Genomic DNA, 19245 nt, shown 5'->3' with positions numbered 1-19245 from the left:
TTGCTTCGCCGAGCAGGTTCCACGAGCATGGAACGTGAAATCAGGCCGTTCGGGTCATCTGCAGTATAGGATTTGATAAGGACCTCACTATGAGCCGGGGCGACGGGTTAGACGAAACGAACCGGGTGGCGGCTCGTTGAGCACAGCCCAGAAGATGCCTAGGTCGCTGATGGCCGCTACGAAATCACGAAACTCAACAGGTTTTACCACATAAGCATTGACACCGAGCTGATAGGCCCGCTCCAGATCAGGCTCCTCGCGAGAAGAAGTCAGCATTACAACCGGTATGCTGCGCAATGATGGGGTATCACGCACTTCTTTGAGCACCTCAAGGCCATCGACCTTGGGTAATTTCAAGTCCAGCAGCATTACCGCCGGATTTCCCTCAAGGCGCTCAGCATGAGCGCCCCGGCGCATGAGATAGTCCAACGCCTCGGCACCGTCGCGCAGAACAATGACCTCGTTGGCCAACTGGCTCCGTTCAAGCGCAACCAGCGTCAGCTCGAGATCGTGCGGATTATCCTCGATCAGAAGAATCGGCTTAAGCATAGAAGGAGTCTCAACGTTTCTGTGTGGAAAGGGGGCGCTGTTTCGGTAAAGCAAAATAGAACGTGGCACCTGTGCCCGGCTCGCCCTCAGCCCAGACCCTGCCATCATGGCGTTCTATGATACGGCGGACAGTGGCAAGGCCGATACCGATGCCTTCGAACTCGTCCATATGGTGCAGTCGCTGGAAGACGCCGAACAGCTTGCCCACGTAATCCATGTTGAATCCGACCCCGTTATCCCTGACATGGAAAATGTCTTCCTTGTCGGTTGATTCTGAGCCGATCTCGATAACCGCCTGCTCGCGGTTGCGGGTGTACTTGATCGCGTTGGAAATCAGGTTGCGGAGCGCCAGATGAATAAAAGCCGCATCTGCAATGACCATCGGCAATGGCTCGACCTTCCACTCGATGTTGCGCCCGGCAAAGTCAGGCGCCATCTCCTGACGAATCGCTTCGATCAAGGCAGCGACATTGACATCAGAATAGCGGATCGCAGCCCTTCCCATCTGGGAAAAGCTCAGCAGGTTATCAACCAGGGTTCCGGCAAACCGTGCTGAAACACCGATGTTTTCAAGGAAGCGTGCGCCGCGATCAGAGAGCTTGTCGCCCTCGAAGTCATTGAGTAATTCTGCATAACCGGCAATGTGCCGAAGAGGCGCACGCAGGTCATGTGAGACGCTGTAGGAAAAGGCTTCAAGTTCCTTGTTGGTTCGCTTGAGCTCTTCTGCCAGCTCGGCTAACTCTTCAGCCTTGCGCAAGACGATACCGCGAACGGCGTTACGCAGCTCGATGCTGCCCTCGACCTCCAGCGGATCCCACGGCAACGAGAAGCCTCGGACGGTTTCCTGCCACGTGCTAAAGCTCAGGCGGGGATTGAGCATCCCGTTGTCCAGTACCGCCTTATGCGGCGGCCCGGCCCAGTTGACGACCTGAACCTGCTCAGGCCTGAACCAGATCAGGTAATGGGAATGAAGCTCGGAGATCGGCACTGCCAGCAGACCGGCAACATAGCCGCCCAACTCCAGTTCGGGAATATCACGCGTCACATTGTTGGTATGGAAATCATCTTCAACATGCGTCGAGAGCCACATCACCAACGACTCGACGACCGAGCGCGGGGGCGTCTGGCCAATCAGGTCGCAGCGCTCAGCCGATACGATAGCGCCACCCGACGCACTGGCGAACCGGAGAAAAATATCGGGTACTTCAGCGATGCCTTCGATAACACTGTCGCGGTCAGCCATCGCGGCCAGCAACTGCACGATCATCTGCCGAAGCGACAGGCGGCGATCGGATAACTTGTGAGACTCACCAGCCTCGATCTGCAAGGACAGCATACGTCCCAGGAGTTCGCAGCCAGTGCGCTTCTGGAAGCTCACTGACTTTGGCTCGGCATCGTGGCAGGAAATCAGCCCCCAGAGCTCGTTATCCACCAGAATGGAAATGGACATCGAGGCCTGCGTACCCATGTTACGCATGTATTGGACATGCACTGGCGATACGCTGCGTAGCATTGCAAAGCTCAAGTCCAGTGGGCGCCCCGTTTCCGGGTTGACGGAAGGCTCGATGATAGAGGGCTCGTAATGGGCGTCCTGAATGACACGAATCCGGTTTTCAAGATAAAGCCGACGCGCTTGAGCCGGGATATCCGACTCGGGGAAGACATGTCCAAGGTAACGGTCGTAACCCTCGTCTGCCTCTTCGGCAATCACCTGGCCATGGCCGTCGTGATCGAAGCGATATGCCAGTACTCGGCCAAACTGCGTAATGCGCTTGACCTCTCGTACCGCCAGCAGGCAAAGCGCCTCAATGGACTCGGCATGCTGCAGCTGCTCGACAAAGGTACGCACCAACGGATACATCGTTGTGTAGGCCATTGCCGCCGTGCCGGCCGCTTCGAACTCGGCGATCAATACATCATCGAAACGATGCACGAACATGGCAAAACAGTAGCCGTTATCGCCAAGCCGCAAGGCCACGTCACCCAGATAGAAGGGATTGTGGTCCTCGATGACCAGCTCTTTCAGCCGCTCGGACAGATTCGTTTCTGGCAGAAAATCACTCAGGCACTTCCCTAGCAGATCGGCAGGGCTGGCATGCAGATAGTCTTGTACGTTTTGGCTAACCTGAGTAATCGTCAGGCTCGGCTCGCTCAGGGCCAGCAGAAACCCATGTGGCTGGATACTACCGGGAATGTGTATAGGTTCTTTCGCACATTCCGTCAGCGTGCTGGCTGGAAGCGAGGAACTGGGATTGTCGGCGACGGCCAAGCATCCTCTCCTGTCGTTACGTATGGATGATTTATCTATGCCTATTGTGCCTGCATAGGTACGTTATTGTACAAGTGTGATTGATCGGGATAGCGCTAAAGATCTGTGATCCGCTCACTAGAGCTTTCCTGTTGTAAATGTCTTGTCAAACAGTGCTGGTGGACTGCGGAACTATTAGTTACCTAGGGTAAGTCGAAACGGCTGAATCATCCCAAGGAGCAAGTTATCCATGTTCGCGCGCCTCGCCCCTGCTTTGCTGCTAGCTACCCTGACACATTCGGCGTTGGCTGCCGATGCCGCCTATGGTCCACGTCTGGAAGGTTTCGAATACGCTTACCCGGTAAGTGAGTTTGAGTTCACATCCCAAAATCAACGCCTGCAAATGGCTTACATCGATGTGAAGCCTACCGCAACACCTAACGGGCGTACCGTGGTGTTGATGCATGGAAAGAACTTTTGTGCCGGAACCTGGGAAACGACCATAGCCCAACTGAGCGGGGCCGGTTATCGGGTCGTAGCGCCGGACCAGATTGGTTTCTGTAAATCCACCAAACCTGAACACTATCAATATACCTTTCAGCAGCTGGCGGTGAATACCCACGCGCTTCTTGAGCATCTGGGTGTAGACAAGGTCACAGTTTTAGGTCATTCCACCGGTGGCATGCTGGCTACCCGCTATGCCCTGCTCTACCCCAGCCAGGTCGAGCAGCTGGTCATGGTTAACCCCATTGGCCTTGAAGACTGGAAAACCAAAGGTGTGCCTTACCGTAGTGTTGATCAATGGTACGAGCGGGAGCTTAAAACAAGCGCTGAAGGTATTCGCAAGTACGAACAGAACACCTATTACGCCGGCCAGTGGAAGCCTGAATATGATCGCTGGGTTGATATGCTGGCCGGGCTGTATCGTGGTGAAGGCAAGCAGGTCGTAGCCTGGAATTCGGCCCTGCTGTACGACATGATCTATACCCAGCCTGTGGTCTATGAATTTGATCAGCTGCGCATGCCAACGCTGCTCATGATAGGCACCAAGGACAATACCGCCATTGGCAAGGACGCAGCCACCCCAGAAGCACAGAAGGCACTGGGTGACTATACGACCCTAGGCAAGCAGACAGCCAAGACCATTCCCCATGCCACACTAGTCGAATTTGATGACATGGGACATGCACCACAAATCCAGGATCCCGAACGCTTTCACGAGGCGCTGCTCAAAGGATTGGCTGAAATTAAATAGCTCATAAAAAAACCCCGCCGAGGCGGGGTTTTTTATCGATGGTGCGACTTACATCGTCGAACTCGTGGCAGAACCCAGACTAGCCAAGTCCATTAGTTCACGGGCTGCCACCGCATACATGGCGAAGTCCTTTCCGCTGGCGGCACGCACATCACTGAGCATACCTCTCCAGCGTTCCACCATGGTACGGTTGTGCTCCATCCATAGGGCCAGCCGCGCAGCGTTATCTTCAGGTGCCTCAGGCATCTGCAAAACCGCAATCGTGATGATGCGCTGCTGTGCATCCAGTTCATCTCTGAACGCTTCACGCGCCAATGCTTGCCAGGCGTTTTCAACCGGCAACTCGTTGAGCTGTTGCTGATACCAGGTCAGGTCGAGCGCATTGCCAACAGCGAACCAGGTCGAGGCTACCTGGATAGGATCATGCCCGGTCACGTCAGCCGCCTGAATGATGGGCAAAAGCGTATAGATGTGCGTCGTACCCGCCACCACACGCGCCAGTAGCTCCGGCGTACCCTGATCGATGTAATGCTGATACCGCCCTTCCCACTGGCTGCGTGGCTCGCCCTCGAGCAGTTCGTTCAAACGAACGCCCAGCGCGGCAACACGTGGCCCGAAGTGAGCAACATCACGCGCAGCATCCAGCTCACCGCGACGGCTGCGCAGGAACCAGCGCGTCGCACGACGCCCCAAGCGCATTAACTCATCCATCAGACTCAACTGAACATCTGCCGGAACCTTATAGTCCAGCGCTTCGATCTGACGCCACCAATGAGGCAGATGCAGGACATCCCGCATCACAACATAGGCACGCGTGATATCCGCCGCGCTCATGGCAGTGGACTCCTTGAGGCGCTGGATAAAGGTGATACCCATATGGTTGATCAGATCATTGGCGATCTGGGTACTCACGATCTCGCGCTTCAGACGATGCCGCTGCATCGCCTCGCCAAACTCCTCAGTCAGGCGCTGCGGGAACGCAGTATGCATGTCGCGGCTAAGGTACTCATCGTCCGGCACGCTCGACTTGAGCAACTGCTCCTTCAAATCGATCTTGCTGTAGGAGATCAGCACCGAAAGCTCGGCGCGGGTCAGGCCTATGCCTTGGCTGGCGCGCTCTGCCAGAACATCATCAGAGGGCAGGAACTCCAATGCGCGGTCAAGCTTGCCACGGCCTTCCAGGTCCACGATGAGACGCTTGTACTCCATGAGATGCGTCCGTGCACGACGCTCCGCCAGAGACAGCGCTTGGGTTTGCATGTAATTGTTGTTGACGACCAGCTCACCAACCTCATCGGTCATCTCGCCCATCAGCTGATTACGCTGTTTCAGGGTCATGTCGCCAGAGGACACCACATCGCCCAAGAGAATCTTGATGTTGACCTCATGGTCAGAGCAGTCCACGCCGCCGGCATTATCAATGAAGTCGGTATTGCATGCGCCACCATTGAGCCCATACTCGACCCGTGCCAGCTGGCTCATGCCCAGGTTACCGCCCTCACCTACCACCTTGGCGCGCAGCTCGTTGCCATTCACCCGTAGCGCATCGTTGGCCTTGTCGCCGATATCCGCATGGGATTCGAAGCTGGCCTTGACGTAAGTACCGATACCGCCGTTCCAGATAAGATCGACCGGAGCCTTGAGCAGTGCATGAATCAGCTCGTTAGGCGTCAGCTGATCGGCCTGGATATCGAAGCGCTCTTTCATCTGCGGCGAGATTTCAATTCGCTTGGCACTACGCGAGAAAATGCCGCCACCCTCGGAAATCAGGCTGGCGTCATAGTCCGTCCAGCTGGAGCGTGGCAGGTCAAACAAACGCTGGCGCTCGGCGAAGCTGCGGGCAGCATCGGGGTTTGGGTCAATAAAGATATGTAGATGGTTGAATGCCGCTACCAGCTCAAGGCTTTCCGAGCGCAGCAGGCCGTTACCAAAGACATCGCCGGCCATGTCGCCGATCCCTAGTACAGTGACTGGGTCTTTCTGGACGTCAATGCCCCGCTCACGGAAATGCCGTTGTACGCTGACCCAGGCACCACGCGACGTGATACCCATTTTCTTGTGGTCATAACCTGCCGAACCGCCAGAAGCGAACGCATCACCCAGCCAGAAGCCGTATTCAGCTGCGATACCATTGGCAATGTCCGAGAAGGTCGCCGTGCCTTTATCGGCTGCCACGACCAGATAGGGATCGTCATCGTCCTGACGCACAACACCCACCGGCGGAACGACTTCGCCTTCTTTCAGGTTGTCCGTGATATCCAGCAAACCGGAAATGAAGATGCGGTAGCACGCAATTGCCTCGGCCAGGATTTCATCCCGACTACCGCCTACAGGCAGACGCCGCGGTACGAATCCACCTTTTGCCCCTACCGGTACGATTACCGAGTTCTTGACCTGCTGCGCCTTTACCAGGCCCAGCACTTCTGTACGGTAATCCTCTTCCCGATCCGACCAACGCAGACCGCCACGAGCAACCTTGCCGCCTCGCAAGTGGACGCCTTCCACACGTGGCGAGTAAACGAAAATCTCAAATCGCGGTACAGGCTTGGGCAATTCGGGGATAGCACGCGGATTGAACTTGAAGCTGAAATAGCTCTTGGGCTGACCATTTTCGTCTGGCTGGTAGAAGTTGGTTCGCAGCGTTGCTTTGATCAGATCCAGGTAGCGACGCAGGATACGGTCTTCGTTTAGCACTGCCACGTTATCCAGCGCTGCAAGGATTGCCTGCTCCAAACGCTGTTGCTTGTCTTCCAGATCTTCCGGACTCATACGGCGCGCCAGATAGAAGCGCATACGGAACAGGCGTGTCAGCTCGCGTGCAATGTCCACATGATTGTTCAGCGTACTGGCAATGTAGCCAACGTCGAACCCAATGCGAATCTGCTTGAGGTAACGCGCGTAGGCACGCAGCAGGGCCACATCACGCCAGGGCAGCCCGGCCGTCAGGACCAGCCGGTTAAAGGAGTCATTCTCGGCGCTGCCATTGACGATATGGATGAACGCATCCTGGAACGTGTCGTTGAGCTGTTGCAGGTCCACATGTAATCCTGCCACCGTGGTAAAGGCAAAATCGTGGATCCAGTATTCGCGCCCATCTTTCTTGCGCAGATGATAAGGAAACTCACCCAATACGCGCAGACCAAGGTTTTCAAGAATTGGCAGCACATCCGACAAGGCCAGCGGCGTATCCGCATGATAGAGCTTGCAATGCAGGACATTGTCGCCGCCGCTGTAACCGAGCGGCTGATAGAAGCTCATGATCAGCGGGCGGCTTTCCGACAGGTTCAGCAGATGCCGCATGTCCACCACCGCCAGATGCGGCGCGAAACGCTCACGATAACCGGCCGGGAAACCCTGAGGGAAATCGGCCAGTACAGCTGTACCCTGCGCCTCGCCCAAGGTATCGATGATCAGACTCGCATAGTCGTCCTTCCAGGACCGGCACGCCTGCACCATTTCCTTTTCGATACGCGAAGGATCAATTTCCGGCTTCTGGCCCGGATCGATACGCAGGATGAACTGAACACGCGCCAGAACGGATTCGGAGAAATAGGTCCAGAACTCGCAGTCGGTGCCATGCAAGCGCTCCATAAGGATCTGCTGCATGCGCTGACGGACCTCGGTGGAATAAATGTCGCGCGGTACATAGGCCAGGCAGTAATAGAAGCGTCCGTAGGGATCGCGGCGCAGGAAGACGCGAACCTTGTTGCGCTCCTGGATCTGCACAATGGACATCGCCGTAGCGAAAAGATCATCTACCGGCGTCTGGAAGAGATCATCACGAGGCAGCGCTTCAAGCACCTGCGCCAATTCCTTGCCCAAATGCGCACTGGCACCGAAATCGGCCCGACGTCTGACTTCCGCCGCCTTGCGCCGGATAAAGGGAATGGCTTCGACGCTCTGGTTATAGACATTGGAGGTATATAACCCCATGAACCGGTGTTCACGAATGACATGCCCCTGTTCGTCGCACTGACGGATAGAGACAAAATCGGGATAGGCCGGACGATGTACCCGGCTTGGCAACGCAGCTTTGGCAAACGAGAGCAGCAAAGGCTCGCGGAAATACTGCAGCGACTCGGTCTGAATATGAGCGTCTTCGGCAGTAAGGCCTATGCGCAGCTGCCGCGAAAGTCCCAGCAGAGAGGACTCGTCATAGAAAATACGACCGCCTTCACCCTCGTTCTCGACGGTAAATTCTTCGTATCCCAAGAACGTGAAGTGGTTATCGTTGAGCCAGGCCAGGAAGGTCTTCACCTCGTCCAGCTCTTCTGCTGCCACATTTGGCCCCGCCATGGTATCCAGCTGTTCGAGCAGATGCGCTACACGCTGTTTCATGGGGTTGAAATCGTTCACGGCCAGGCGTACCTCGCCCAGCACTTCAAGCAGGGCTGATTCAAGCGCCTTCATGTCGCTGGCTGAAGCACAGCGATCGATCTCAAGAAAAATGACTGACTCCTGGCTGACTCCCTCTCCCTGGGTACCTTTGGGCAGTACCTCCAGCAGACGGCCTGACTCATCACGGCGTACGCTCAGCACACTGTTCTGCAGGGTATGTACGCTGTGTCCGGATCGATTGATCTGCATGCGGACCGAGTCAACCAGGAACGGGATATCTGCATGCAGGACCTCTACCGCCGTATGGGCAGACTGCCAACCGTGCCGCTCGTATTCAGGGTTGAATACATTGACCTGCGGCTGAGCCGGATTGAAACGCTCCAATAAGCGCCAGGCCGAGAGTACACAACCAACAAGGTCCGAAAGACGGCGCTGGGTCAGTTCTTCCAACGCGACAATTCCGAAGAACTGGTCAGCGAAGGGTATCAGCCTGGAGAGCGTCGGCTCGTCCACATGCTGAGCAAGAGCAAGGTGTAACTGGTGTTGAAAGTCCGCTTTGCTGGCAGCGGTAAAAAACGCCATGGTTGTACTCCATCTGGGCTTTATTCGTTTTTTGCACGCCTGGTGCCTACATACAAGGACGAGGACCCAGGGTGTTCAGCTCGAGTTCAACTTTATTGCAACTGAAGCCCCTGACATTTTTGGCAGCAGCGACTTCAGCCGGGTAAAAGCTTAAAACGAAGTTGCCGCCGCTGCATTCGGTGCCGCGACATCTTCGTTCATACCTGTTGCAGATGGGGTTTGGGAAAGGACTGGCGCAGCGTTTGCCGCTGCGCCAGAACGATTACTTCGAGGAGGGAATCTGGGTCGCCGGCGTCACACCGGTCGTGTTATTCAAAAGGCTGTCGGTTGCGGTTTGCAGGAAGGCATCCAGCTTGTACTGCATGGCAGAGGCCTTGTCTGAATCATTAAGCACTTCCGCGTGATGGGTAGCACCCAATTCGTATCGATACAGGCGTGCGTTCAGGTCCTTGGGCTTCACCAGTATGTTGTCACCCGACACGATGGCTACGGTCTGTTCGCCACCTGACGGTTTGATAACCGCAACGCCAGGATCACCTGCGGGCAGGTCCAGCAAATCCCGGCCCCAGCATTGATGGCGGGCCGGTTCGCCCAAACGCCCGAGGATGGTGGGCACTATGTCGATCTGGCTACCGACCGTATCGCGGCGGCTGCCAAAGGTTTCCTGTACGCCAGGCCCAATCAACAGCAGCGGTACGTTGAAGCGGAAAAGATCCATTTCCGTCAACTGTTCCGGCGCACCGAAACCGTGGTCGCCCACAATGACGAACAGCGTGTCCTTGAAATAGGGCTGCTTGCGCGCCTCGGCAAAGAACTGGCCCAGCGACCAGTCCGCGTAGCGCATCGCTGTCAGATGCTCGTCCAGCGAACCGTGTCCGGTTACACGCTCAACCGGCAGGTCTTTGGGCAACGCGTAAGGGGTATGATTGGAAAGGGTTTGCAGCAGGGCATAAAACGGCTTGCCCTGCTTTTCGAGCTTGCTGAGCTCCTCAGCCGAGCGGGCAAACATGTCCTGGTCAGAAACACCCCAGGTTGGATCGATAAAGACCGGATTGACAAAGTCGTCACGCCCTACGAAAGAGGTCATACCCTGGTTGCTAAAGAAGCCAGACTGATTGTCCCAGGCGAAACTTCCGTTGTAGACATAGACATCATTATAGCCGCGCGGGCTGAGCATCTGCGGCAGTCCTGAAAACTTGTTACTGCCCTCTGGCATCCGCATGAGGTATTCGAAAGCCGGCAGGTTCGGAAAGCAGGCCATGGTGGCAAACATCCCCTGGTGGGTGTGAGTGCCGTTGGAAAAGAAACGGGTAAACAGCAGGCCGTCCTTGCTTAGCGCATCGAAATTGGGCGTGATGTTATCCGTACTGCCCAGCGCACCAATGTACCGGCCCGCCATGCTCTCCATCAGAATGACGACAACATTGCGTACACCCGGCAGCCTGGTTTCGGGCGCCGGTGTATAGACGCGACGAATGGCAGCGGTATCGGCATCCACCAGCTGATCACGAGGTGTGAGTAACATGCTGCGTACGGTCTTCAGCGCCTCATCCTCGGGCAGGGTCGCTTTCCAGGTGTTGTCCCGATGGTCAGAGAAGGAGTGCTCTGCCGCATTGATAAGCGTCAGAGTACCATTGAGCCCCAGATGATTGGCAAACATCGACTCCGTTGTATAGGCATCCCCCCAACGCAGCGGTGGGCCATGGCGCAGCGTGCCACGTACGGCAACGACCGCCACCAGCAGACAGACCACGAATACCGCGCCCCGCGCATACCAGGCAGGTGAAGCGACCGGGCGGGCTCCCGTGCTGTCCGAAGCGACAACCTTCGGCCGCGTCGCCCGCTCGATACGATGAAACATCCATCCCAGCAACAACGCTGCTACCAGCCAGGCCAGCAGAAGGCGAACAACAGGAAAGCCGTACCAGATCATACTGAATACGGTCTTGAGATCTTCCTGCATGTATTGGAACACCAAGCCATTCAGGCGCTGATGAAATTCCCGGTAGAAGTTCAGCTCCACCACACCCAGGAACAGGCAAAGGCTTGCAGCGACCGTGAGCCAGACGCAGTGCAGGCGGCGAGCCGCCATGGCACGCACGCTGAGCAGTGAAAGCAGTAGCGGCACACAGATGTATGCAATCAGGCGCAGGTCGAAGCGAGCACCGTTGATAAACGCCTCGATGAACTCGCCGGCAGGCGTATCGCCAATGGATTCATGATTGTAAGCCAGCAAGGCCAGCCGCAGCAGGGCGAACATGACCAGCAAGGCCAGCGCACTCCCCAGCGTAAAGGCCAGATGACTGGCAATAGTTGGCTGTATAGGCCTGCGTCCTGGATTAGCGGGTCGTTTGGCGTCCGGTTGTTGCATTGTTTAAGCGCCTTCTTTGGTGCGTTGGAGTTTCAGGATGCGGTTGCGTCCCTGCTCGGATAGCAGAAAACTGCCGTCAGGTGATGGCAGAAGGGTCTGGGCAGAGCGAAGATGACTCAGGATTACATGCTCCCTGCCCTGCCGATCGAGTAGCAGCAGCCGGGCCATGTGCGTGGCGTCTTCCGTAATCCAAACACCCTCCGTGGTGCACACCATGAAGCCAGGCGCATTCAAACCGGTGAGCACTATAGGGTCCTGGCCACCGGCTTGCCATTGGTGGATTTCACCCTTCTGCTTTTCGAGATAGAACAGCGAGCCGTCCGGGCAAGGTGCGACGGCTTCTGCCTGATCAAGGCCCTGCCGCAGAATGGTCACCGCCTGGGTGCTTGGGTCATAGCGCAGCAATCGCCCGTTGCCATGCAGATCTTCGATTGCATAGAGGTAGTGTCCGTCGGTTGAGACTTCCTCGACATCATTACCCATAAACAGCTCGCGTCTTTGATCGCCCTTTTGCCAGATGACGGGATGTCGGTCAGCCTCCTGGCTATACACCACACCCCCTTGAAAGAACGTCAGGCCATCAGGCTTGGAAAGACCTTCGACATAAGGATTTAACGTCCCATCGGGAGAAAGCGTCATGACTCTTCCCTTTCCATCCTGGAACTCTTCCGTTACATACAGAGTGCCTGCCTCATCCCTGATCAGCGCACTAACGTTAGGAATATCCTGGCGATAGATTGAGTACTCCCAGCCATCAGCGGCCTGGACAGGGAAGAAGTGTTTCCAAAGTGGAACGCAGGCCGCTGCAATCAGCGCAATACCTGCAATAGCAGCCAGCTTTCCGGCGCGCCTATTCAGCGTCATTGATACGCAGCCCGTTCAAAAAGCGTAAGAATGCCGGATCAGGAATCAAAATTTCGTCAAAATACCGCTTGCAGCCTTTGCAAGACCATTGATCTTCCGTGTACTAGCCAAACGCCGCTAGAAGTTAGGTGTAGTGTATGGGAATGGATTAAAGTAACGCCCTGCCGAGGCTTTCATCCTTGCCATTTTTCCAGGAAGTCTTAATGGAACACCGTGAAGCGCTGATCTCGCTACGCAATTACCTGTCCAGCCAGATCCTGGGCCAGGAAAAGCTTATCGAGCGTTTGTTGATCGCACTGCTCGCCGACGGGCATCTTCTTGTAGAAGGCGCTCCCGGACTTGCGAAAACCAAGGCAATCAAAGATCTCGCCGACGGACTGGAAGCCGAGTTTCATCGTATCCAGTTCACTCCGGACCTATTACCGGCCGACATTACCGGTACCGAGATCTATCGAGCCGACAGCGGTAACTTCGAATTCCAGCGCGGCCCTATCTTTCACCATCTCGTGTTGGCAGACGAGATCAACCGAGCACCGGCCAAGGTACAGTCCGCCCTGCTGGAAGCCATGGCGGAGCGCCAGGTCAGTATTGGCCGCACCACCTATGACCTACCGCCGTTGTTCCTGGTCATGGCTACACAAAATCCTATCGAGCAGGAAGGAACCTACCCGCTGCCGGAGGCCCAGCTCGACCGGTTCCTCATGCATGTCAAGATTGGTTACCCGGATGCCAGCGTTGAACGACGGATCCTGGCGCAGGCACGAGGCGAGGCATTACACGGGGAAACGAAGGCGCCTAATCAGGTGACGCAGGAGGCTATCTTTGCGGCCAGACGGGAGGTTGTTTCGCTGTATATGGCCGACGCGGTCGAGGAGTATCTTGTCCAGCTCATAATGGCGACACGGACACCGGCACGCTTCGATACCGAGCTGGCACAGTGGCTCAGCTATGGGTCGAGTCCGCGGGGCTCCATCGCGCTGGATCGTTGCTCTCGCGCACATGCCTGGCTTGCGGGACGGGATTTCGTCAGTCCGGAAGACATCCAGGCGGTACTGTTCGACGTTCTGCGCCATCGCATCATCCTCTCCTTCGAGGCTGAGGCAGCCGGCGTCGACCATGATCGCGTTGTGCAACGTATTCTCGACGTCGTGGCCGTTGCATAGCACCATGGGCACGCCGCGCAGCGTCAGTATCAGCCTGACCGAGCTGATCGACATGAGACACCGCGTTCCAGAGGTCAAACTGTTCGCGGCCGCCGGGCGACGCAGCCCGCTCATTGGCGTTCACCATTCACGCCTGCGGGGTCGCGGCGTGGACTTCGATCAGGTACGGGTGTATCAACCAGGCGACGACGTCCGCACCATCGACTGGCGTGTGACCGCCAGAAGCCGCGAGCCACATACCAAGCTGTTTCACGAAGAGCGTGAGCGCCCTGTCTATCTGCTGATTGAACAGAGCCAGCGCTTGTTCTTTGGCTCGGAGCGCGTGTTCAAATCGGTATTGGTGGCACAGGCAGCTGCCCTAATCGGCTGGTCCGTACTGGGTCATAGCGACCGCATTGGCGGCATGGTTTTTGGTGATGACGGCTTTCACGACGTGCGTCCACGGCGCAGCAAGCAAAACCTGCTGAGGTTGTTCGATCATCTGATCAAGGCCAATCACAGTCTTATGGACCAGACCGAACCCAAACTTCCGAGCGACGCCTTTTCATTGGTGCTGCGGCGCGCACGTGAAGTACTGCGTCCAGGCAGCATGGCATTGATCCTATGCGATGAGCGTAGCCTGAGCGAGGCCGCGGAGCAGCAACTGGCCCTGGCGTCTCGCCATACGGACCTGGTTCTGTTACCGATCTCCGATCCGCTGGACCACCGTTTGCCAGCAGCCGGATTTCTTCGCTTCGCCCAGCACGACACCGAGCTTGAAATCGACACCCTGAACGGCACGCTGTCGAACGCCTACCTGCAGCAGGCAAAGCAGCGTCGGGAGCGCTGGACACGCCTAAGCCAGCGACTGGGTATCCCGCTGCTTCCGCTTTCTACTTCCCACGACCTGATTGAGCAGCTGCGTAAGCATCTGCACCAGCATCAGCCTGGCTACCAGCAATGAACCCGCTCGATCAATTGGCCCCTCTGGTCAGGCCCGAGCCCGTTTCGTTCTGGCCGTTGGCACCCGGCTGGTGGATAGCGCTGGTCATGTTAGTGGCGGTACCTGCTGCAGCATTCATGGTATGGCGGCATCGGCGCCAGACGTCTGTGGAGCAGCCTGTTTCAGAAGAAGAGCAACTGGAGGGGCCTCGCCGGGCGGCACTGCTTGAGCTGGCACAAATGCCCCGTCCCTATGGCGAATCCGCCGGGCCCTGGCTGCAAAGTCTCAATGCCCTGCTCAAACGGCTGTGCATGACCCGCTATCCCGACAGCCACTGCCAGACATTGAGCGGGCGCGCCTGGCTAGCCTTTCTCGACACCCGGTGTACGGCAGCTGGCCTGACACGCTGGATGGTCTTGGTAGAAGGCGCTTATCGCCCGGACTGCCGGTTGGACGACAAGACCATCGATGGCCTTTACGCCGCGGTCAGCATATGGATTCGCAAACATGTTTGAATTTGCCTGGCCGTGGATATTTTTCCTGGCACCCTTGCCCTGGGTGGCCAGGCTGATATTGCCGCCTGCGCAAAGCCAGGAGTCAGCACTCAAGGTCAGTTTTCTGAAAGAACTTGAGCACCTTGCAGGACACCGCGCCCATACACGTCTGCCTGCCCTGAAGCGGCAGTTGCCGTTTGTATTGATCTGGGTGCTGCTTCTGGCAGCAACAGCTCGTCCCCAATGGGTGGGTTCACCCCTTCCGCTTCCTACCAGTGGCAGAGACATCTTGCTGGCCGTTGACGTGTCTGGCTCCATGGATTATCCCGACATGACCTGGAAGGGAGAAGACATCAGCCGCCTCACCCTGGTAAAGCATCTGATCGGCGATTTTATCGAAGGCCGCACGGGTGATCGCATCGGTCTTATCCTCTTTGGTTCGCAAGCTTATGTGCAGGCGCCGCTCACCTTTGATCGCCGGACGGTCCATGCCCTGCTCGATGAGGCCCTGGTAGGTATTGCAGGCAAGAACACCGCTATCGGTGACGCCATTGGCCTGGCGGTAAAGCATTTGAGGATGCGTCCGGAAAATAGTCGAGTCATGGTCTTGATTACGGATGGCGCCAATAACGGTGGCCGCGTCGATCCACTGATCGCTGCTCGCCTGGCCGCCGAAGAGCATGTACGGATCTATGCCATCGGGATTGGTGCCGACCCACAACAGGCCAGTCTCTCGAGCCTATTCGGTTTCAGCAGCCTGGATCTGGATGAGGACACATTAAAAGCTATTGCCAAGGAAACCGGAGGCCGCTATTTCCGTGCCCGTTCGCAGGAAGAGCTGTCCGCCATCTCGAATGAACTCAACAGCTTCGAGCCGATTGCACAACAGCCCACCCGTGTACGTCCAGCCAAAGCGCTCTTTTACTGGCCACTGAGTCTTGCCCTTCTGACCAGCCTGATCGCCGCTGCCTTGCATATCTGGCCGAAACCCTGGCGGCGTATTCCCCGGCTGCGTGCCTACGCACAGGCGCGCGGGAGGAGGCAGACATGATGTCGCTGATTCCACACCTGTCGCGTCCTCTCTGGCTTCTAGCATTCCCCGTGCTGCTCTGGCTCCTCTGGAAGCTGTGGCATCGTCCGCGTCGCGTAGGACATTGGCAACGGCTTTTGCCAACGGCATTTCACGAATGGCTGCTGACCACGCCATCCAGAGATACCCAACGCCTGCCGTTGTTACTGTTTGGTCTTGGCGCTGCGCTGGCAATCCTGGCATTGAGCGGCCCCAGCTGGCAACGCGCCGAGCAGCCGGCTTACACACGTACCGATCCGCTGGTTATCGTGCTCGACATGACGCCGGACATGCTGGCTTCGGACGTTTCCCCTTCTCGCCTGATTCAGGCCCAGCACACCATTCTGGACCTGTTGGCGGCTCGTCGGGATGCTGAAACTGCCATTGTCGTCTATGCCGGCAGCAGTCATGTCCTGGTCCCGCTGACCAACGACCTGCATACGGCACAAAGCCTGCTGGAAGCCGTGCGTCCGGCGATCATGCCAGAAGCCGGCGAGCGTGCGGATTTAGCGGTACGCCAGGCACTGCAGCTACTCCGGCAAGGCAGCGGAACAGGAGGACGAGTCTTACTGATAACCAGCCAGCTCAGCCCCCAGGAACAGAAAGGCATACGTGAAGCGCTATCCAGCTATAGGGTTCCCTTGCTTATGCTGGGTATGGGGACACTTGAAGGTGCGCCGATGGCGCGAGAAGAAGGCGGCTATCTGACCGACAATCAGGGTAATATTCTGCTGTCACGCCTGGATGAGGCTACCTTGCTCCGCTTCGCTCAATCGGTGGGTGCGCAGTATCAGCGCCAACAGCCCGATGAGCGTGACCTCCGCGCGTTGGGTCTGCTCGACACACCGGACACCGTAGCCGAGCGACAGGAACAGGTACGCCTGGATGCCTGGGTCGACCAAGGCTACTGGCTGCTTATCCCCGTGCTGATTCTGGCTGCATGCGCAGGGCGAAAAGGCTGGCTCTTGTGTATACCGCTTTTGCTGTTTGTCATGCCACCTCCCGCTCACGCGTTTGCGTTCGAAGATCTCTGGTTGCGCAAGGATCAGCAAGGCGCCCGTTTGCTTGAAGCGCAACGTCCTGACGAAGCCGCTCGACGGTTCGAGAATCGTGAGTGGCGTGGTGTCGCCCAATACGAAGCAGGTCAATATGAAGAGGCTGCCAAAACCTTTGCCCAGGGCAACAGTGCGGTAGATCACTACAACCGCGCTAACGCCCTGGCCAAAGCCGGTCAATTGACTGGCGCGCTGGACGCTTATGACCAAGCACTCAGGCTGCAAAGCAATTTTCCCGAGGCCCTCCATAACAGAGCCCTAATAGAAGCCTTGCTCAAACAGCAACAGGAACAGGCAACCGCTCAGGACGCCACGCCTAATGAAGCAGGAAGTGACGACCAGCACAGTCAGTCCGACACCCAAGCCCAACCCTCACCGCAAAACAGTGACGCCACTGATGAGCCAAGGGCTGCGTCGAACCATGACGAATCAGGGCAGCCCGTTGGCCAAACCTCAGGCGAAGCCAGCGATAGCGAGGCCGTCGAGACCGAGGAAGAGAACGACGACCTTCTGTCTCAGCCTCATTCGAACGTACTGAGCGAGGAACGCAGGCAGTCACTGGAACAATGGCTAAGGGAAATACCAGACGATCCCGCAGAGCTGTTACGCCGCAAGTTCTGGCATCAGCAGCAACAAAAACAGGAAAATAGAACACCATGAGCCTAGTCCGTATTGCGCTCACCCTGCTTCTGCTGGTCAGTCTGCCTGGCTGGGGGGCAGACTTTACGGCTCGCGTGGACCATACCCAACTCGTACCTGGCGAGACCTTCGAGCTTGTCCTCGAATCAAGCGATCCGACGCTTTTCGGCAAACCGGATCTGTCTCCTCTGGAGCCCCAGTTCGATATTCTCGGCACACGCCAGATCAACCAGTTGAGTGCGGGTCCCGATCAAAGCGAGCCTATCACCCGCTGGATCGTAACGCTTCAACCGCGGCAGCGCGGAATCGTAGTGATTCCCCCGCTGACCCTGAGTGGGGTGCGAAGCCAGCCGATTACGCTGCATGTCAACGAAACTTCGACACTTACCCCCAGCGCTCAAAACCTGGAGCCGGTCTTTATCGATGCTACGGTAGATCAGGAAACCGTTTATGTGCAGGCGCAGCTGGTCCTGACGCTACGCATCCTCCACTCCGTACCGCTTTACGATGACAGTAACCTCAGTACGCTGAGCATGCCATCAGCGCGCGTCGAGCCTTTGGGAGAGCCCAGGACGTATGAGCAGACCATTGGCGGCGTGAGACATGGTGTTATCGAGATCCGCTATGCCATTTTTCCGCAGCAAAGCGGTCTATTACGCATCCCCAGCCTGTCGTTCAGTGCCACGGCGGTTGATACCTCAACCAGTGGTCAGCAGTCGTCTCCGTTCAGCTCAAGGCCGGGTCGGGTAATACGCGTGGATACCAGCGAGATTCCCATTCAGGTCAAAGCCAAGCCTGCCGATTATCCTGCTGACGCACCCTGGCTACCGGCACGTCATATCGAGCTGAGCGAAGCGTGGAATCCCCAGCCGGAAGAAGCGCGCCAGGGCGCCGTATTAACACGCCACCTTCTTCTCAAGGCAGAAGGCCTGTCCAGTGCACAGCTGCCGCCTCTGCCGCAGCCGATTGTAGACGGGCTTCGCCGCTATCCAGACCAGGCCAAGCTGACCAACGACGTGCAGGATCAAAGCCTGGTCGGCAGTCGCGAGGAGCGGGAGGCGCTCGTACCCAACCGGAGCGGCGACATCACTCTACCTGCTCTGGAAGTTGTCTGGTGGAACACTCGGACCGACCAACTTGAGCGTACACAGCTACCTGCCCATACCCTTACTGTCGCTGCCGACCCGACCCTAATGCCACCGTCCCCAGGGCAGGCCTCTACCAGTGTGAACGGGAAGCGACTACTTCTCTGGCCATGGCAGCTGGCCAGTTTTATTCTGCTTCTGACCACACTGCTGGGTTTCGGGCTGTGGTGGCGAGCCCGCCAACTGCCCGCCATTATTAAAATGGCTCCTGCCGGCCCGAGCCCACGCACGCTGCTCGATGATTTGCGACGCGCCTGCCAGGCTAACGATCCGCATGCCACGCGTCAGGCGCTCGATGCCTGGGCTCGACAACAGCCAGAAACCCTGGCAGAAATGGCAGCCCGCTTCGATCCGCTTTCTGTCGCCCTGGATGACCTTAACGGCGCGCTTTACAGCGAAAGCGGACAGCACTGGCAAGGCGAGACACTGTGGCAGGCGTTCCAGGCTTTACCGCCCTCTACGCAGCCCGTACAACAGGAGCCTGGCTCACTGCCACCGCTATACCCGCGCTGATGGTCCGGGCGCAACGCCTCGACCACACGCCTGAACAG

Annotated in this window: 12 protein-coding genes; 7 read left to right on the top strand and 5 right to left on the bottom strand. The window is 57.2% G+C overall.

All coding sequences use genetic code 11. The features are described 5' to 3' along the window. Positions 1-87: 87 nt before the first annotated feature. Entirely contained in the window at positions 88-549 is a 462-nt protein-coding gene (locus tag GM154_RS08880) for a response regulator (RefSeq protein WP_073449641.1), read from the bottom strand. A gap of 10 nt (positions 550-559) precedes the next feature. Continuing rightward, positions 560-2818, bottom strand: coding sequence for an ATP-binding protein (locus GM154_RS08875; protein ID WP_219651948.1), 2259 nt, complete (start codon positions 2816-2818; stop codon positions 560-562). A gap of 229 nt (positions 2819-3047) precedes the next feature. Between GM154_RS08875 and GM154_RS08870 the strand changes: the two genes are divergently transcribed. After that, the gene (locus tag GM154_RS08870) at positions 3048-4052 is read left to right on the top strand and encodes an alpha/beta fold hydrolase (protein ID WP_219651946.1); all 1005 of its coding nucleotides are present in this window, start codon (positions 3048-3050) and stop codon (positions 4050-4052) included. A 48-nt stretch (positions 4053-4100) separates the two neighbouring features. Here GM154_RS08870 and GM154_RS08865 read toward each other — a convergent pair whose 3' ends face one another. The 3 genes from GM154_RS08865 to GM154_RS08855 form a co-directional block, all read right to left on the bottom strand. Next, positions 4101-8972, bottom strand: coding sequence for an NAD-glutamate dehydrogenase (locus GM154_RS08865; RefSeq protein ID WP_219651944.1), 4872 nt, complete (start codon positions 8970-8972; stop codon positions 4101-4103). 262 nt (positions 8973-9234) lie between these two features. Then, positions 9235-11343, bottom strand: coding sequence for an LTA synthase family protein (locus GM154_RS08860; protein WP_219651942.1), 2109 nt, complete (start codon positions 11341-11343; stop codon positions 9235-9237). Between the two features lie 3 nt (positions 11344-11346). Continuing rightward, on the bottom strand, positions 11347-12207 hold the full coding sequence (locus GM154_RS08855) for a hypothetical protein (RefSeq protein WP_219651940.1): 861 nt from the start codon (positions 12205-12207) through the stop codon (positions 11347-11349). 203 nt (positions 12208-12410) lie between these two features. Here GM154_RS08855 and GM154_RS08850 point away from each other — a divergent pair, with 203 nt between their 5' ends. From GM154_RS08850 to GM154_RS08825, 6 genes are read left to right on the top strand one after another with little or no spacing between them, the layout of a single operon-like run. Further along, on the top strand, positions 12411-13370 hold the full coding sequence (locus GM154_RS08850) for a MoxR family ATPase (RefSeq protein ID WP_074825312.1): 960 nt from the start codon (positions 12411-12413) through the stop codon (positions 13368-13370). A 4-nt stretch (positions 13371-13374) separates the two neighbouring features. Next, on the top strand, positions 13375-14313 hold the full coding sequence (locus GM154_RS08845; protein ID WP_219652117.1) for a DUF58 domain-containing protein: 939 nt from the start codon (positions 13375-13377) through the stop codon (positions 14311-14313). Further along, entirely contained in the window at positions 14310-14807 is a 498-nt protein-coding gene (locus GM154_RS08840; RefSeq protein WP_150347610.1) for a DUF4381 domain-containing protein, read from the top strand. The genes GM154_RS08845 and GM154_RS08840 overlap by 4 nt, the downstream gene beginning before the upstream one ends. Beyond that, on the top strand, positions 14800-15837 hold the full coding sequence (locus GM154_RS08835) for a VWA domain-containing protein (protein ID WP_010797967.1): 1038 nt from the start codon (positions 14800-14802) through the stop codon (positions 15835-15837). Before GM154_RS08840 ends, GM154_RS08835 begins: the two co-directional genes overlap by 8 nt. Then, a complete protein-coding gene (locus tag GM154_RS08830) occupies positions 15837-17570 on the top strand; it encodes a VWA domain-containing protein (protein WP_219652116.1) in 1734 nt (577 codons plus the stop codon). The genes GM154_RS08835 and GM154_RS08830 overlap by 1 nt, the downstream gene beginning before the upstream one ends. After that, positions 17567-19207: a BatD family protein gene (locus GM154_RS08825; RefSeq protein ID WP_219651937.1), complete on the top strand. Its 1641-nt coding sequence runs from the start codon at positions 17567-17569 to the stop codon at positions 19205-19207. The genes GM154_RS08830 and GM154_RS08825 overlap by 4 nt, the downstream gene beginning before the upstream one ends. The last annotated feature ends 38 nt before the right edge of the window (positions 19208-19245 follow it).

The sequence above is a fragment of the Pseudomonas sp. MAG002Y genome, assembly GCF_019400845.1.
In the GTDB taxonomy this organism is placed as follows: Bacteria; Pseudomonadota; Gammaproteobacteria; order Pseudomonadales; family Pseudomonadaceae; genus Chryseomonas; species Chryseomonas luteola.
The sequence above is the reverse complement of the archived record's forward strand: the minus strand, read 5'-3'. Positions and strand labels throughout refer to the sequence as shown.

Coding starts and splice junctions, on each gene's coding strand:
- GM154_RS08845 (WP_219652117.1), top strand. CDS start 13,375: ATGGGCACGCCGCGCAGCGTCAGTATCAGCCTGACCGAGCTGATCGAC.
- GM154_RS08840 (WP_150347610.1), top strand. CDS start 14,310: ATGAACCCGCTCGATCAATTGGCCCCTCTGGTCAGGCCCGAGCCCGTT.
- GM154_RS08835 (WP_010797967.1), top strand. CDS start 14,800: ATGTTTGAATTTGCCTGGCCGTGGATATTTTTCCTGGCACCCTTGCCC.
- GM154_RS08860 (WP_219651942.1), bottom strand. CDS start 11,343: ATGCAACAACCGGACGCCAAACGACCCGCTAATCCAGGACGCAGGCCT.
- GM154_RS08880 (WP_073449641.1), bottom strand. CDS start 549: ATGCTTAAGCCGATTCTTCTGATCGAGGATAATCCGCACGATCTCGAG.
- GM154_RS08870 (WP_219651946.1), top strand. CDS start 3,048: ATGTTCGCGCGCCTCGCCCCTGCTTTGCTGCTAGCTACCCTGACACAT.
- GM154_RS08825 (WP_219651937.1), top strand. CDS start 17,567: ATGAGCCTAGTCCGTATTGCGCTCACCCTGCTTCTGCTGGTCAGTCTG.
- GM154_RS08850 (WP_074825312.1), top strand. CDS start 12,411: ATGGAACACCGTGAAGCGCTGATCTCGCTACGCAATTACCTGTCCAGC.
- GM154_RS08830 (WP_219652116.1), top strand. CDS start 15,837: ATGTCGCTGATTCCACACCTGTCGCGTCCTCTCTGGCTTCTAGCATTC.
- GM154_RS08855 (WP_219651940.1), bottom strand. CDS start 12,207: ATGACGCTGAATAGGCGCGCCGGAAAGCTGGCTGCTATTGCAGGTATT.
- GM154_RS08865 (WP_219651944.1), bottom strand. CDS start 8,972: ATGGCGTTTTTTACCGCTGCCAGCAAAGCGGACTTTCAACACCAGTTA.